Raw genomic sequence first — 15095 nt, 5'->3', positions numbered from 1 at the left:
CGATCCGGTCAGCTCGTGACCTTTGCGGACCGCCCGTTCTTCGGCGCCTGTGCCATCGCGCGGGCAAGCACCTGGGCTTCCTTCTTCAGCATGTCGGCGAGTTCGCCCTCGCGGCGGCGGATGCGGTCGGTGGCGGCGCCGATCGACAGCGCAGCGACCACCTCGCCGGCATCATCGCGGACCGGAACGCCGACGCCGCCCATGCCGGGGAACGCAGCGTCGAGCAGCACGGTGTGGCCGGCCTTGCGCGCCACCGCGATCCGCTCGCGCAGGAATTTTGGCGTGATGCGCGGCGATTTCGCCAGCCGCGGCACGATCACCTCGATCACGGCCTCGATCTCGGCGTCCGGCAGCCAGACCAGCAGCGCCAGCGCGCCGGCGCCGACACCGAGCGGACGGCGGCTGCCGATCTGCAGATAATTCGGCTGCAACGGGTGGCTGCCGACCGAGCGCGCCAGATACAGCGCCTCGACGCCGGATCGTACCGACAACAGCGCCGTGTCCGCCGAGCGCTCCGACAGCCGCAACAGGCTCGGCTGCGCCAGCTCCGCGATGTCGACCGAGCGGCGCGCGCCGACCGCCATCACCCGCGCCTCCTGGCCGAGCTCATAGGTCTTGGCACCGGTGACCCTGGAGACAAAACCTTCCTCGATCAGCGAATTGAGGATGCGCAGCGCGGTCGCCTTGTTGAGCGAGGTGGTGTCGGCGATGTCGGTCAGCCGCAACGGCGAGCGCTGCGCGAGCACGCGCAGGATCGCGCAGACCTTCTGGATTGCGTTGAACTTGTCGGGTTGGCCCGGATCCGGTGATGGCCTCTTGCGGCTGGTCCGTGCGGTCGCAGTCGTGGAGGCGTTCATGCCCTGGCCTTCCTTGCCTTCAATTCCAAGATCGTGAAGCGGGCACGATGAAGCAACGCGCCCGGCGGCGGCATCCTAAGACGGATGACGCGCGCCGCACACCGTATACTTTCGTCAGATGAAACTTTGATTTCGACTATCTACGCTGCTTTGCAACAATCTGGATATTCGAATTTCGTTTCACGAAATCAGGTACGGTTTGCGCATGATCATCTCGAAAAGCCGCTTCGCACTTTTCCGGATCATGCGAGCCGCAGCCTGCGGATCGTGAAGAGTGCAGCAAGGCTGAGGATGCAGACCGCGGTGAGATAATAGCCCGGCGCAAGCTCGCCGATCAGCGCAAAGCTTCCCATCCAGGTCATGATCGCCGGCCCCATGCCGCCGAACAGCGTGACGCCGATATTGTAGCTCAGGCCGAGGCCGGTCGCGCGCGTCGCCGGCGGAAACAGCTCCGACATCAGCGCGGCCAGCGGCCCGTAATACAGCGCCTTGAGCACGCCGAGCCAGAGCACGCCGAGCAGGATGATCGCAGGCGTCGGCTTGCCCGTGAGCAGCAGGAAGGCCGGGAAGATCGACACCAGCAGCAGCAGCGCAAACAGGATCATGTGCGTGGTGCGTCCGATCTTGTCGGAGACGAAGCCTGCGATCGGCGCCAGCAGCGCGACCGCGGTCTGCGCAGCGAATGCGGCGGTGAAGCCGATCGATGGCGCGAGGTTGAGCGTCTTCACCACATAGGTCGGCATGTAGACGATCAGATAGTTGACGGCGGTCGAGACCGCGAGCGCGCCGATCGCAAGGATCGTGGGGAGCATCTGCCGCGCGAACACTTCCTTGACCGGCGAGTCCTGTTGTCCCGCCGCAGGCGGCGGGGTGGCATCGTCGACATGGTTGCGGATATAGATGCCGACCGGGCCGATCAGCACGCCGAACAGGAACGGCAGCCGCCAGCCCCAGGATTGCAGGTCCTCCGGGCTCATCAGCGAGGTCAGGAGCGCACCAAACCCCGCGCCGAGCAGGCCGCTGACGCCTTGGCTCGCGAACTGCCAGCTGGCGACAAAACCGCGCCGCTCCGGCATGTGCTCGACGAGGAACGCGGTCGAGGAGCCGAACTCGCCGCCGGCGGAAAAGCCCTGCACCAGCCGCGCCAGCATCACCGCGATCGGCGCCAGGATGCCGATGGTCTCAAAGGTCGGCATCAGCGCCAGCACCAGCGTGCCGAACGTCATCAACACGATCGACAGCATCAGCGAGGCCTTGCGGCCGTGACGGTCGGCATAGGCGCCGAGCACGACGCCGCCGATCGGGCGGATCAGGAACGACAGGCCGAAGCTGCCGAAGGTCAGCAGCAGCGAGGTGGTCGGATCATTGGCCGGGAAGAACGCCTTGGAGAGGTAGACCGCGAAATAGGCGTAGACCGAGATGTCGTACCATTCGAGCGCATTGCCAATCGAGGTCGCGACGATCAGGCGGGTGATGTTTTTCTTGGTCGTCACGTCGGCCTGAGAGTTAATCGGCGTCGATAGCGTCATCTAGATTCCTTGGCGAACTCAGGCTTTCTCGCTGCTTCTCTTCTCCTCTCCCCGCAAGCGCGGGGTGAGGGAGCCATCCAGTCGTGCGTCACTTGCGCGGCGTCTCGCCGAGGTCCCAGAACAGGCCGGCCATGATGGTCAGCGCCTCCTCGGTCACCGGCAGCAGGATGTGCTCGTCCGGCGCGTGCTGCGAGCAGCCCGGGTAGGAATGCGGCACCCAGATCGTCGGCAGGCCGAGGCCTTCGGAGAACACGTCGTTCGGCAGCGAGCCGCCGAAGTTCGGCAGCACCGCAGGCGCCTTGCCGGTGGTGGTGCGGATCGAGTTCGCGGCCCAGTCGATCCACGGGCTGTCCATGTCGGTGCGCGAGGCGCCGAAGCGCTGCGCGCCGGAGACCTCGACCATCGGGAAGCCGTTCTTGTGCAGGTAGTCGCGGACCCCATCGATCACTTCGAGATATTTCGTGCCGACCACGAAGCGGAGCTGCAGCACCGCATTCGCCTTGCCGGGAATCGCGTTGGCGGGCTTGTCGATATTGCCCGCCGACATCGCCAGCACTTCCAGCGTGTTCCAGGCATAGAGCCGCTCGGCTGCGGTCAGGCCCTCCTCGCCCCAATCTTCCGCAAGCTGAGGCTCGTCCGCTGTCGGCTTGATCTCGACGTCGGCGAGCGCAGCGCGGACGCGGTTCGAGATCGGCGGCGGTTTGAGGATATCGAGCTTCATGCGGCCCTTACCGTCGACCAGGCTCGCGATCGCATTGGCCAGGATGGTCGCGGGATTGGCCAGCACGCCGCCCCAGTTGCCGGAATGGTTGCCGCCTTCGCGCAGATTGACGTCGAGATGGATGCGGTTGCCGCCGCGGCAGCCGAGGAAGATGGTGGGACGTTCCACCGACAGCCGTGGCCCATCCGAGGCAATGAACAGATCGGCCTTCAGCTCCTCGCGATGCGCCTCGCAGACCTCGCGCAGGTCGGGCGAGCCGATTTCCTCGCCGGTCTCGATGATGAACTTGGCGTTGAAGCCGAGCTTGCCGCCGCGCGCCTGCTTCACCGCACGGAGCGCGGCCATGTTGATCGAATGCTGGCCCTTGTTGTCGGCGGTACCGCGGCCATAGGCGCGATCGCCCCTGACCGTGATCTGCCAGGGATTGAGCCCGTCGCGCCATTCGCCGACCATGCCGTCGACGACGTCGCCATGGCCGTAGGTCAGCACGGTCGGCCGCGCGGCATCTTCCTGGTAGTCGGCAATCAGATAGGGGCCGCGGCCGGTCGGCGATTCGATCAGCCTGGTCTTGAAATCGAGCTCGGCGAAGGCCGGCTGCAAATTCTCCACCAGATAGGCGCGCAACGCGTCGGCCTTGTCGGCATTCAGGCTCTCGGTCTGGTAGCCGACCCTGCGATCCAGCTCCTTCAGGAACTGTCCCGATTGAAAATGCTCTCGCACGTTTGCGATTGCGTCTTCCCGTGTCGCCATGATTGTTCCTTCGTCCGGTCGCGTCTTGGCATGATCCCGTCGGATCGCTGCGTCGCACATCCGGATCATGCTTCTGGAGGCCGGCAACCTATCGGGATCGGCCCGCCACCGGAAGGGTGTGAATCGCGAAGGGGCCTTGCCAAAACGTGGGAAGTCGCACCAATTTGATGCGGGACGCCCAACCGGGCAGCAATCGAAGCGGCGCTCAAGGTTTCGACCAAGGTTCTCGACAATGACAAAGCAAATCCGGCTCAACGCCTTTGCCATGAACTGCGTGGCGCATCAGTCGCCGGGGCTATGGACCCATCCGCGCGACCGTACCAAGGACTACAACAAGCTGTCCTACTGGACCGACCTCGCAAAGACGCTGGAGCGCGGCCGGTTCGACGGACTGTTCCTCGCCGACGTGCTCGGGGTCTACGACGTCTATGCCGGCAATCCGGATGCGGCGCTGCGCAACGCGGCGCAGACCCCGGCCAACGAACCGCTGATGCTGATCCCCGCGATGGCCGCGGTGACCGAAAATCTCGGCTTCGGCGTCACCAGCAATCTCTCGTTCGAGCCGCCCTACCCGTTCGCCCGGCGGATGTCGACGCTCGACCACCTGACCAATGGCCGCGTCGGCTGGAACGTGGTGACCGGCTATCTCGATTCGGCGGCGCGCGGCGCCGGCAAGGACAAGCAGACCGCGCATGACGACCGCTACGAGCTCGCTGACGAATATATGGAGCTGGTCTACAAGCTCTGGGAAGGCAGCTGGGAGGACGACGCTGCGATCCGCGACGTCGCGCGCGGCATCTTCACGGATCCGTCGAAGGTGCACCGTGTGCAGCACGAGGGCGCCAACTACCGGCTCAACGCGATCCATCTGTCGGAGCCGTCGCCTCAGCGCACGCCGGTGCTCTATCAGGCCGGCACCTCGCCACGCGGCCGGCAATTCGCCGCCGAGCACGCCGAATGCGTGTTCATGTCGGGCCCGTCAGCCAAGGTGATCGGCCCGCGGGTGTCGGCGATCCGCGAACTCGCGGCAGCGAAGGGCCGCAACGCAGCCGAGATCCTGATGTTCTCGATGATGTGCATCGTCGTGGCGCCGACCGAGGCCGAGGCCAAGGCGAAGTACGCGGAGTACCGCAGCCATATCAGCCACGAAGGCGCGCTGGCGCTGATGTCGGGTTGGACCGGGGTGGACTTCTCGACCTATTCGCTCGACCAGGAGGTGCGGCACGTGCAGAACGATGCCGGCCGCTCCGCGATGGACAATGTCACCCGCGCCGATCCCGACCGGGTCTGGACCGTGCGCGAGGTCGCCGAGCATGTCGGCATCGGCGGCGCTGGCCCCGTGGTCGTCGGAACGCCCGAGCAGGTCGCCGACAAGATCGAGCAATGGTTCGAGGACACCGATGTCGATGGCCTCAATGTCGCGTTCGCGATCTCGCCCGGCGACTTCGAAGACATCGCCGACATGCTGGTGCCGGAGCTCGTCAAGCGCGGGCGCTACAAGCAGGACTATGCCAAGGGCACCTTGCGCGAGAAGCTGTTCGGCGCCGGGCGCGCCAAGGTCGACGACACGCATCCGGCAAGCCGGTATCGCGTGAAGCGGAGCGCTGCGGCGGGGTAGACGCCGTCATTCCGGGCGGTCCGCAGGACCGACCCCGGAAATGACGTCCCAACTAATTCACCGAGTTGCTAACCACCACTTCGATCAGCTTCGCACCCGGGCGGCTGAACGCGGATTTCAGCGTGGCCTTCAGCTCCCGCGGATCCGTCACCTTGATCGCCTCGAGCCCGAGCGAGCGCGCGATGCCGGTGAAATCGACGGGCGGATCGATGAAGTCCATGCCGACGTAGTTGTCGTCGCCATGGAAGGCGAGCAGGCGCTGTTTGATGATGCGATAGCCGCCATTGTTCACGATGACGAAGTTGAGCGGCAGCTTGTGGTTAGCTGCGGTCCACAACGACTGGATCGAATACATCGACGAGCCGTCGCCGGAATAGCACACTACCGGGCGCTGCGGATTGGCGAGGCTGGCGCCGACCGCGGCCGGCAGACCCCAGCCGATACCACCGGAAGCCAGCGCGTGATAACCATAGCGGTCGCGATGCGCGCGCAGCGCGATGATCTGGCGCGACGAGGTCAGGCCCTCGTCGACCAGGATCGCATTGTCGGGCATCGCTTCCACGACCTGCAACGCGAGCCAGTCCGGATCGATCGGCGAAGTCTGGCTCGCCTTGGAGATCTGCTCGACCAGCGCCCTGCGCTTCGCCGCCCAGTTCTTCGATGCGAGCGCCGCAAGCCCCTGCTTCGCGCGCGTCTCCAGCGCGCTGCCGCCGAGCTCCTTCAATGCCGGGACCAGCGCACGCAGCGTTTCCTTGACGTCGGCCTTGACCGCGATCTCGGCGCCATAGTTGCGGGCGAGGTCGCTGTCGACCAGCCCGACCTGCACGATCGAGAGCCCGTCCGGCAGCGGATCGACCTCGCTGTAGACCGACATCCGCAAGGGATCGCCGCCGAGCGCGATCAAAAGATCATGCGGCGCCAGCACGTCGCGCGCGACCTTCTGCAGCCGCGCGATCGCGCCCATGAAGCTCGGGCTTTCCGACAGGAAATGCGCGCCATAGGGCGTCGACGATTGCCAGGCCGGGCAGCCCAGCGTCTCGGCGAGGTCGGCGGCTTCGCGCAGCGCATCGCTCTTGACGATCTCGTCGCCGACGACGATCACCGGACGCTCCGCCTTGAGGATGCGCGCGGCCAGTGCTTTCAGCGAATCCTCCGACGGCCGGACGCGGGTGTCGACCCGGGTAGAGCGGCCGAGCTCGATGCCGGCTTCAGCGTTGAGGATGTCGCCGGGCAGCGAGATGAACACCGGCCCGGTGGGCGGCGTGGTCGCGATCTTGGCGGCGCGGCGCACGATGCGCGGCAGATCTTCCAGCCGCGTCACCTCGACCGCCCATTTCACCAGGGGAGTGGCCATCTGCACCAGCGGACCGAACAGCACCGGCTCGGTCAAGCCGTGGCCCTGCTCCTGCTGGCCGGCGGTGAGGATCAGCGGCGTACCGGTGAAGCTCGCGTTGTAGAGCGAGCCCATCGCATTGCCGAGGCCGGGCGCGACATGGACGTTGCAGGCAACGAGCTTGCCGGAGGCGCGGCTGAAGCCATCGGCCATCGCGACGACCAGGCTCTCCTGCATCGCCATCACATAGGTGAGATCGGGATGGTCCTTGAGCGCATGCATGATCGGCAGCTCGGTGGTGCCGGGATTGCCGAACAGATGGGTGACGCCTTCATCCTTCAGCAATGCCAAGAATGCCGAGCGGCCGGTGATGCGATTCTTCATGTTCCCTCCAGCCTGCCAGCACGTTGGCCGACGGCACCGAAAGAGATGACCAAACTTGCGCTTTGGGAGCAATCGAGCGGCCGGTCATGGCCGCATTCCGCAGGCGCGCGCCTGGCGTACCCATGCGAGCACCATGATGATCGCGAGTTCCGGGAAACTCCCTCGGCGGGCAGCGTCGAATTGCGCCGCCGAGATTAACGCTACTTTAGCGAGAGTGTCCTAAAGCGGCGGTTGTTTGTCTCCACCAGGCAGGCCGAAAGCCCGCAGGCCCCGCTTCGATCGCAGGACTGATTCATGGACGCGCTGGCGGCTTGGAACGGCACCAGGCTTGAGAGAGGACCAGGAACGATCAAGCTCGCGAAGCCGGGAATCTATCTCTTCGTGATCGCGTTCTCATCGGTGTACTACCTGGCAAACGGGCCGCTTCTGCTTGGCCACCTCGACCTCGGATGGCACCTCGCCGCCGGAGACCTGATCAGAGAACGCGGCAGCGTCCCGTTCCAGGATCCGTGGTCATTCACCCTCGGCAACAGGCAATGGTATAATCTCTCCTGGCTTTGGGACGTGATCGCCAGCGTGGTGTTTCAATACACGGGATACACCGGCCTCACATTGGCGGTCGTTGCATGTGGCGCGGTGATCGCCGGATATCTCACATCGATCTGCCTCGGCAGCGGCGCCTCGGCGCTCGCGGTCGGTATTTCCGTTCTGACCGCCTGCCTGCTTTACCCGGCTTTTGCGACAGCCCCGAACTCCTATCTCTCGGCGTCGCCAAACACCCCCACCATGGTGTTCTGCGTCATCTTCTACGCGGAGTGCTTGAAACGAACCCGATGGTTCCTGCTGCCCGTGATGATGGTGCTTTGGGCCAATCTGCATGGCGGCTTCATGCTCGGGCTACTCCTCATCGGTTTTTTCGGCGCGGTGTCCGTGCTCAAGCGAGACTGGGCAGGCCTTAGGATCTACAGCTTCGCAGCGGCCGGCTGCCTTGTCGCCATCCTCGTCAATCCTCTCGGCTGGCACATCTACAACGGCGTCGCGACCACGCTGGGCCATTTTGCACAGGCGCACATCACCGAGTGGTGGTCTTATGCTGCGAACTTCACCATGCCGGGAAGCGTTCCCGGTATCGTCTATGTCGCCATGTTCGTTGCGTTCGAGCTCCGCCATCCGGCGGCTTCGACCGCTCCTCTGGAGTCGCGACTGCTGGCCTGGCTGTTCCTGCTGTTGGGATTCTATCAATACAGATACATGTCGTTCTTCTTCATGTTCGCGGCGGTGCCGCTGGCGCTGCACCTGGACCGGCTGCTGCCCAAGCAGCTGAATGAGCTCAAGGTGCAGAGCTCGTTGCTGGTGGCCGGCATCGTTGGAATGTGCGCGCTGCCGCTGACCCTGATATACGTCAAACCGGCGCTCGCGCTTCCACAGCTGCTGTCGGAACAGGATGCGCGCTATCTTCAAACGCATTTTCCGCATGCACGGCTCCTGAACCACTGGAACGTCGGCGGACTCCTGATCTTCTACACGCGCGGTACGGTGCCCGTGTTCATCGACGGCCGGTCCGCCACCGCCTATCCCGACGAGCTCTTGCGCGACTATTTCAGCCTGATCAAATGGGAGATCGACGAGACCGCCTGGGATGCCGTGCTCGACAAGTACAAGATCGATACGGTGCTCTGGGTGAAGGCGCATGAACCTCTGAAGAGGTTCCTCGTCGACAAGAGGGGATGGACCGAGGAATACGCCGGAACGGACGAGGTCATCTACGTGAAGCACTGACGCGGCGTTGGTGCGACCGCCCCGCCCGGAAGCTGACGAGCGCTGTTCGCGTCGCTTGTTTGTGCATGATCTTTTCGGAAAACCGCTTCGCACTTTTCCGGATCATGCATCAGAACATCCCCTCGCGCTCACTGCGCTTCTTCTTTTTCGACCGCTGCCAGACCACGCCGGGATAGCCCTTCAGCGGCACCAGCGGCTCGCCGGTGTAGGCCCATTCCTGCAATTCCTCGATCGCAATGTGGTAGAGCGGCTGCCGGCCGGTGCGCCCCGAGAACAGCGCGCGCGGGATGTTGACCATGTGCGGCGACCGCGCGCGCTCATAGATGATCGGCGTGCCGCAATTGGCGCAGAAGCTGCGCGCGGTCTTGCTCTTCGCATCCTCGTAACGCGACAGCTCGCTTTCGCCCTGCGTGATGCGGAAGCGCTTCTTCCAGCTGCCGACATAGGTCGCATAGACCGCGCCATGCGCACGGCGGCTGGCGGCGGTGTGATCGTGCCAGGCCCAGCGCGCAGGCACGTCGATCTCGAACCGCACCTTGCCGCACAAACATTGCCCCGCCGCGGGCTTCGCCAGCGCCACGGGCCTTGGCTTCTTGGTCGGCTCGAATTCGTCGTCCGGAAGCATCGGAGGCGCTCCATTGCTCGGCGTCATTGCGAGGAGCGAAGTGACGACGCAATCCATCTCTCCGCATACCGGAGATATGGATTGCTTCGCTTCGCTCGCAATGACGAAGATGGAGGCATTGTAGCCCGGATGCAGTGCAGCGAAATCCGGGCTACGAGGCCTGCTAAAGACTTACGCCTGCGCCAGCTCGTCGTGCACGGGATAGTCCGTGTAGCCCTTCTCCTCGCCGGCATAGAAGGTGGCGCGGTTGTACTTGGTCAGCGGATAGCCGCGCTGCAGGCGGCGCGGCAGATCCGGGTTGGAGATGAAATAGCGGCCGAACGCGATCGCATCGGCATGGCCCTCGGCAAGTGCGCGCTCTGCGCTGTCGCCCACGAAATTGCCGGCGGTGATGAGCACGCCGCTCCACATCGGCCGGTACAGCACCATCGCGGACGGCACGTTCTGCCAGTCGACGTCGGCACGGCCGGTGCCCGAGGCACGCGGCTCGATGAAATGCAGATAGGCGAGCCCGAACTTGTCCAGTGCCTTGATGGCGTGGCTGTAGAGCGGCATCGGATCGGCCTCGCCGCTGCCATTGGCAATGCCGTAGGGCGAAAGCCGCACGCCGACACGGTTGGCGCCCCACACCTCGGTCACCGCCTGCGTCACCTCCAGCAGGAAGCTGACGCGGTTCTCGATCGAGCCGCCATACTGATCGGTCCGCACATTGCTCTTCGATTGCAGGAACTGCTCGATCAGATAGCCATTGGCGCCATGGATCTCGACGCCGTCGAAGCCGGCGGCGAGCGCGTTCTTCGCGCCCTGCCTGTAAGCCTCCACCATCAGTGCGACCTCGGCGGTCTCGAGCGCACGCGGCGTCTCGTACTCGACGACCTTGCCGTCCGCCGTCATGCACTTGAACTCGGCGGAGATCGCGACGGCCGACGGCGCCACGGGCAGCGCACCGTCAGGCTGGAACGAGGAATGCGAGACGCGGCCGACGTGCCAGAGTTGCAGGAAGATCAAGCCGCCCTTGGCGTGCACGGCATCGACCACCTCGCGCCAACCCGCGATCTGCGCCTCGCTGTAGATGCCGGGAACGCCGGGATTGCCGAAGCCGGTGGCGACGACGGGCGAGGCTTCCGCGATCAGCAGGCCGCCCGGCGTCGCGCGCTGCGCATAATATTCCGCGTTCATCGGCCGCGGCGCGAGGCTCGGCCGCGCCGCCCGCATCCGCGTCAGCGGCGCCATCACGACACGGTGCTTCAGCTCATAGGGACCGACCTTGAGCGGCGAAAACAGCGACGAAGAAGTCATGCCTACCCCAAATATTCTTTTGCGATTTCCCGTTATGTAACGGGTTCATCTTGTTCATGAAAGGAGGTAGTGGCAATCTGTTGCCGAGAGAAGGTCTCCCATGTCGAAATCGAGCGCCTCATCGCTCCCCTCCCTGAGCGTCCGCATCGACCTCGATGCCGAGGACCGGATTGGGCCGGGCAAGATCCTGCTGCTGGAAAACATCAGGGAATGCGGCTCGATCTCGGCCGCCGGCCGCGCCATGGACATGAGCTACAAGCGCGCCTGGGACCTGGTCGACGAGATCAACCGCATCTGCCGGCAGGCCGCGGTGGAGCGGCAGACCGGCGGCAAGAACGGCGGCGGCGCGGTGCTGACCCCGTTCGGTCTCTCCCTGGTGGCGCGCTACCGCAAGATCGAACGCGACGCGGCGAGTGCCGTGCGCAAGGAGCTCGAGGCCCTGCGCAGCGACATCGGCAAGCCGAGGAAGGCCGCGGGGCGGTAGACGCAAGGCTGTCGCAGGGACGCGTTACGAAAATATCGAAAACAACCCCATGCAAAGGAGCCGGCGGGGCCGGCGTTCGACACGGCAGCTTGACGTGTCGGGCAAATCAGGGGCATATTTCTAATATTCCGAAATATCACAAAAGCGTCCCTTCACCCGCAGGGGCAGCGCTATTGCATATGAATTCGAGTTGCATCGGCGGTCGGCTCCCTCTCCCGCTTGCGGGGGAGGCGAAGGGAGCCTGCGGACTATCTCCGCAGACGCCATATGCGATTGCACTGTCCGCAAGCAGGAGAGGGAGCGCAGTTGCTTCGCGACGCTAGCCCGTCTTGATCCAGACTGCCTTGACGTTGAGATATTCCTCGACGTGCTGCTTGCCGGACTCGCGGCCGTAGCCGCTCATCTTGTAGCCGCCGAACGGCACCGCCGGATCCATCGCCTGGTAGCAATTGACCCAGACCGAGCCGGCGCGCAGCGCTCTCGCGACCTGGTGCGCCTTGCTGACATTGGTGGTCCAGACACCGGAGCCGAGGCCGAAGGTGGTGGCGTTGGCGCGCTTGATCAGCTCGTCCGGATCCTTGAACGAGATCGCCGAGATCACCGGGCCGAAGATCTCCTCCTGCGCAATGCGCATGTTGTCCTGCACATTGGCAAACACCGTCGGCTGCACGAAATAGCCCTTCGACAGCGCGCCCTCGGTGAGGCGGCCGCCGCCGGCCAGCGCCTTGGCGCCTTCCTTCTGGCCGATGTCGAGATAGTCGGAGACGCGGTCCATCTGCTGCTGCGACACCAGCGGACCGATCTGGGTGTTGGGATCGAGGCCGTTGCCGACCTGCAGCTTCTTGCCGAACTCGGCGACGCGGCCGACGAATTCGTCATAGACCTTCTGCTCGACGAACAGCCGGGTGCCGGCGCTGCAGATCTGGCCGGAATTGGCGAATACCGCCATCGCAGCACCCGGCACCGCCGCGTCGAGATCGGCGTCGGCGAACACGATGTCCGGCGACTTGCCGCCAAGCTCGAGCGAGACGCGCTTGAGGTTGCCGGCCGAGGCGCGGATGATCGACTGCCCCGTCACGTGCGAGCCGGTGAAGGCGACCTTGTCGACATCGGGATGCGAGGCCAGCGCGGCACCCGCGGTCTCGCCATAGCCCGGCACGACGTTGACGACGCCGGGCGGAATGCCGGCTTCCATGCACAACTCGCCGATGCGCAGCGAGGTCAGCGGCGATTCCTCGGCCGGCTTGAGCACCACGGTGCAACCGGTCGCGATCGCCGGACCGATCTTCCAGATCGAGGCGGTGAGCGGTCCGTTCCAGGGGATGATGGCGCCGACCACGCCGATCGGCTCCTTCAGCGTATAGGAGAAGATCTCGCCGGGCAGCGAGTTCTCGATGGTCTCGCCGTGGATCGCGGTGGCCTGCCCTGCGTAATAGCGCAGCATGCCGAGCGAGCGGAGCCGGTTGCCGCGGGTGCGGCTGATCGGCGCGCCCATGTCGAGCGTGTCGAGCTGGGACAATTCCTCGAAATTGGCTTCGACCAGTTCGGCGAGCTTGAGCAGCATGTTCTGCCGCTCGAACGGCTTCACCTTGCTCCACGGGCCTCGAAGGCGCGGCGCGCCGCGGCAACCGCACGGTTGATGTCCTCGGCATCGCCCTCGGCGACGGTCGCGAGCAATTCACCGGTGGCGGGATTGTGGGTTTCGAATTTCTTGCCGGAGGCGGCGTCGACCCATTTGCCGTCGATCAGCATCTTCTTGTAGGAGCCGTCGGCATAAGGATGGCGCGTGATCGGAATAGCCTGCGAAACAGCCATGTTTGCACTCCCTGTCAAATTGTCGGCTGGGGTCTTTTGGAAGCGTTATATCGGCGATTCTACAGCGCAGGCGCGAAACCGTAAAGCGGAGCCGGCGTTGTCGAGGGCGGCGCGCATGAAAACCTCCCATGCGCCTGCGTCGTGCGCGCGATATGCTAGGTAAGGGTTCTCTTGTTTGACGCGTTTTCTTCACGCGAACCGGGAACCACTTCGCTTGAAAACGCTATGCTAACCTCAGCCACATATGTGTCCGGAGACGACCGATGCCCCACCCCGTGATATCAGCCAATCATGTTGCCGTGATCACCGGAGGCGCATCCGGCATCGGGCTTGCTGCCGCAGCGCGGTTTGCGCAGGCCGGCATGAAGGTCTGCATCGCCGATCTCGGCGATGACAGGCTGAAGGCGGCTGCGGCAAAACTGTCATCTGTGGCGCCGGGCGGCGCGGCCGATATCATGACCGCGGCCGTCGACGTCAGCCGCGCCGACGAGATCGCGAACCTCGAAGCCGCCGTCACGAAGAAATTTGGCGGCACCGACGTCCTGATGAACAATGCCGGCATCCAGCCCGGCAGCGCGATGTTCGGACCCGCGGACAATTGGCAGCGCATCCTTGGCGTCAATCTGTGGGGCGTGATCAACGGCACCCAGGCCTCGTCCCAACATGATCAAGCGCGGCCGGCCGGGGCTGATCATCAACACCGGCTCCAAGCAGGGCATCACGACGCCGCCGGGCGATCCCGCCTACAATGTCTCCAAGGCCGGCGTGAAGGCGTTCACCGAGGCGCTGCAGCACGAGCTGCGCAACACCGACGGCTGCAAGTTGACGGCGCATCTGTTGATCCCGGGCTTCGTCTTCACCGGGCTGACCGCGCGCGGCCGCACCGAGAAGCCGGCCGGCGCCTGGACCGCGGAACAGACCGTCGACTTCATGATCGAGCGGCTCGAAGCCGGCGATTTCTATATCCTCTGCCCCGACAACGACGTGCCGCGCGCGCTCGACGAACGCCGCATCCTGTGGGCCGCCGGCGACATCGTCGAGAACCGCCCGCCGCTGTCGCGCTGGCACAAGGATTACGGCGATGCGTTCGCCGCGTTCGTGAAGGGGAAATAAAACGCTCTCGTCATTCCGGGTCAGCCCGAAGGGCTGAGCCCGGAATCCATCGGCGCCACAAAGCCTGCGGCCTAATGGATTCCGGGCTCGCGCTGCGCGCGCCCCGGAATGACGATGGATGGATATCACCGCATCCGGATTAATTCGCCCGCACGCGGACCGGCGTCACCCGCGGCGCCACCAGCGCTTCGCCGAGCTCGCTCTGCTGGGCGCGCGGGATCGAGAAGCAGACGCTGAAACCGTCCGAGGTCTTCAGCGTCATCATGCCCTGGGCCGGATCGGTCGACTGCTCGATCACCCATGAATCCAGCGGATAGGCGTAGCGCAAGGTCTGATCGCCGAAGCGGGTCTGCAATGCCTTGCTGATCAGCCCGGGCAAGGTCATGACCAGCGCGCCGACCTGGTTGATCGACAGCCGGATGGTCGCGGGTTCACCCTTGCCGTCCACGAAGCCCAGCGAAATCGCGCAGCCGTCAGGCGCGACTTCGCAGGTGGTGAGCTCCTGGGTTTCGATCTGCATGCCGGCACTCCGGATCATCGTTATATCCCAACTAATATATCGCTGCGACACGCAGCGTCCAGCCCTGAAATATAGCGGCGGCCGATCCGGCGCAGTCGCCCGCGGCGTTAGAATGTATTGAAGCTCGCGCCCGTCCCGTTGACGCTGGGCCGGCAACCGCGAATAAATCACCGTGGACGTCAGCCGCATTTTCTTTTGCCATTTTCCGGAGAAATCGCCCGGTTCTGCCCCGCAGGGCGGGGCCATGGATGGCCGTGGCTTCCTTGCA

General features: G+C 64.6%; 10 protein-coding genes and 2 pseudogenes. 4 read left to right on the top strand and 8 right to left on the bottom strand.

The window, feature by feature from the left end; genetic code table 11:
• Positions 1 to 8 precede the first annotated feature (8 nt).
• The 3 genes from ALC15_RS18520 to ALC15_RS18510 all read right to left on the bottom strand — a co-directional run bounded on the left by ALC15_RS18520 (position 9) and on the right by ALC15_RS18510 (position 3857).
• Positions 9 to 857, bottom strand: coding sequence for an IclR family transcriptional regulator (locus ALC15_RS18520; protein WP_094193955.1), 849 nt, complete (start codon positions 855 to 857; stop codon positions 9 to 11).
• Positions 858 to 1099: 242 nt separating this feature from the next.
• A complete protein-coding gene (locus ALC15_RS18515) occupies positions 1100 to 2350 on the bottom strand; it encodes an MFS transporter (RefSeq protein WP_244486138.1) in 1251 nt (416 codons plus the stop codon).
• Between the two features lie 124 nt (positions 2351 to 2474).
• Positions 2475 to 3857, bottom strand: coding sequence for a M20 family metallopeptidase (locus ALC15_RS18510; protein ID WP_050628561.1), 1383 nt, complete (start codon positions 3855 to 3857; stop codon positions 2475 to 2477).
• Between the two features lie 232 nt (positions 3858 to 4089).
• Between ALC15_RS18510 and ALC15_RS18505 the strand changes: the two genes are divergently transcribed.
• Positions 4090 to 5475: an LLM class flavin-dependent oxidoreductase gene (locus ALC15_RS18505; protein ID WP_050628481.1), complete on the top strand. Its 1386-nt coding sequence runs from the start codon at positions 4090 to 4092 to the stop codon at positions 5473 to 5475.
• A gap of 52 nt (positions 5476 to 5527) precedes the next feature.
• Here the strand turns inward: ALC15_RS18505 and ALC15_RS18500 are convergent, their stop codons facing one another.
• On the bottom strand, positions 5528 to 7192 hold the full coding sequence (locus tag ALC15_RS18500) for a thiamine pyrophosphate-binding protein (RefSeq protein WP_050628480.1): 1665 nt from the start codon (positions 7190 to 7192) through the stop codon (positions 5528 to 5530).
• Positions 7193 to 7486: 294 nt separating this feature from the next.
• Here ALC15_RS18500 and ALC15_RS18495 point away from each other — a divergent pair, with 294 nt between their 5' ends.
• A complete protein-coding gene (locus ALC15_RS18495) occupies positions 7487 to 8971 on the top strand; it encodes a hypothetical protein (protein WP_050628479.1) in 1485 nt (494 codons plus the stop codon).
• Between the two features lie 109 nt (positions 8972 to 9080).
• Here ALC15_RS18495 and ALC15_RS18490 read toward each other — a convergent pair whose 3' ends face one another.
• Together ALC15_RS18490 and ALC15_RS18485 are read right to left on the bottom strand one after the other, a co-directional pair.
• Entirely contained in the window at positions 9081 to 9596 is a 516-nt protein-coding gene (locus ALC15_RS18490) for a GFA family protein (protein ID WP_050628560.1), read from the bottom strand.
• Positions 9597 to 9767: 171 nt separating this feature from the next.
• Positions 9768 to 10895, bottom strand: coding sequence for an alkene reductase (locus tag ALC15_RS18485; RefSeq protein ID WP_050628478.1), 1128 nt, complete (start codon positions 10893 to 10895; stop codon positions 9768 to 9770).
• A 100-nt stretch (positions 10896 to 10995) separates the two neighbouring features.
• Between ALC15_RS18485 and ALC15_RS18480 the strand changes: the two genes are divergently transcribed.
• Positions 10996 to 11379 carry a winged helix-turn-helix domain-containing protein gene (locus ALC15_RS18480; RefSeq protein ID WP_050628477.1) on the top strand — a complete coding sequence of 128 codons (384 nt, stop codon included), beginning with the start codon at positions 10996 to 10998 and terminating at the stop codon, positions 11377 to 11379.
• A 319-nt stretch (positions 11380 to 11698) separates the two neighbouring features.
• Here ALC15_RS18480 and ALC15_RS18475 read toward each other — a convergent pair.
• Positions 11699 to 13194: pseudogene (locus ALC15_RS18475) on the bottom strand (aldehyde dehydrogenase family protein).
• Between the two features lie 263 nt (positions 13195 to 13457).
• Between ALC15_RS18475 and ALC15_RS18470 the strand changes: the two are divergent.
• A pseudogene (locus ALC15_RS18470) lies at positions 13458 to 14307 on the top strand (SDR family NAD(P)-dependent oxidoreductase).
• A gap of 139 nt (positions 14308 to 14446) precedes the next feature.
• Here the strand turns inward: ALC15_RS18470 and ALC15_RS18465 are convergent.
• Complete coding sequence (locus tag ALC15_RS18465) at positions 14447 to 14827, bottom strand: hypothetical protein (protein WP_050628559.1); 381 nt, start codon at positions 14825 to 14827, stop codon at positions 14447 to 14449.
• Positions 14828 to 15095: the final 268 nt, after the last annotated feature.

The organism is Bradyrhizobium viridifuturi (genome assembly GCF_001238275.1).
In the GTDB taxonomy this organism is placed as follows: Bacteria; Pseudomonadota; Alphaproteobacteria; order Rhizobiales; family Xanthobacteraceae; genus Bradyrhizobium; species Bradyrhizobium viridifuturi.
The sequence above is the reverse complement of the archived record's forward strand: the minus strand, read 5'-3'. Positions and strand labels throughout refer to the sequence as shown.

Excerpts from the sequence above, each read along its gene's own strand:
- ALC15_RS18490 (WP_050628560.1), bottom strand. The coding sequence starts at position 9,596 with ATGCTTCCGGACGACGAATTCGAGCCGACCAAGAAGCCAAGGCCCGTG.
- ALC15_RS18505 (WP_050628481.1), top strand. The coding sequence starts at position 4,090 with ATGACAAAGCAAATCCGGCTCAACGCCTTTGCCATGAACTGCGTGGCG.
- ALC15_RS18500 (WP_050628480.1), bottom strand. The coding sequence starts at position 7,192 with ATGAAGAATCGCATCACCGGCCGCTCGGCATTCTTGGCATTGCTGAAG.
- ALC15_RS18510 (WP_050628561.1), bottom strand. The coding sequence starts at position 3,857 with ATGGCGACACGGGAAGACGCAATCGCAAACGTGCGAGAGCATTTTCAA.
- ALC15_RS18485 (WP_050628478.1), bottom strand. The coding sequence starts at position 10,895 with ATGACTTCTTCGTCGCTGTTTTCGCCGCTCAAGGTCGGTCCCTATGAG.
- ALC15_RS18480 (WP_050628477.1), top strand. The coding sequence starts at position 10,996 with ATGTCGAAATCGAGCGCCTCATCGCTCCCCTCCCTGAGCGTCCGCATC.
- ALC15_RS18465 (WP_050628559.1), bottom strand. The coding sequence starts at position 14,827 with ATGCAGATCGAAACCCAGGAGCTCACCACCTGCGAAGTCGCGCCTGAC.
- ALC15_RS18495 (WP_050628479.1), top strand. The coding sequence starts at position 7,487 with ATGGACGCGCTGGCGGCTTGGAACGGCACCAGGCTTGAGAGAGGACCA.
- ALC15_RS18520 (WP_094193955.1), bottom strand. The coding sequence starts at position 857 with ATGAACGCCTCCACGACTGCGACCGCACGGACCAGCCGCAAGAGGCCA.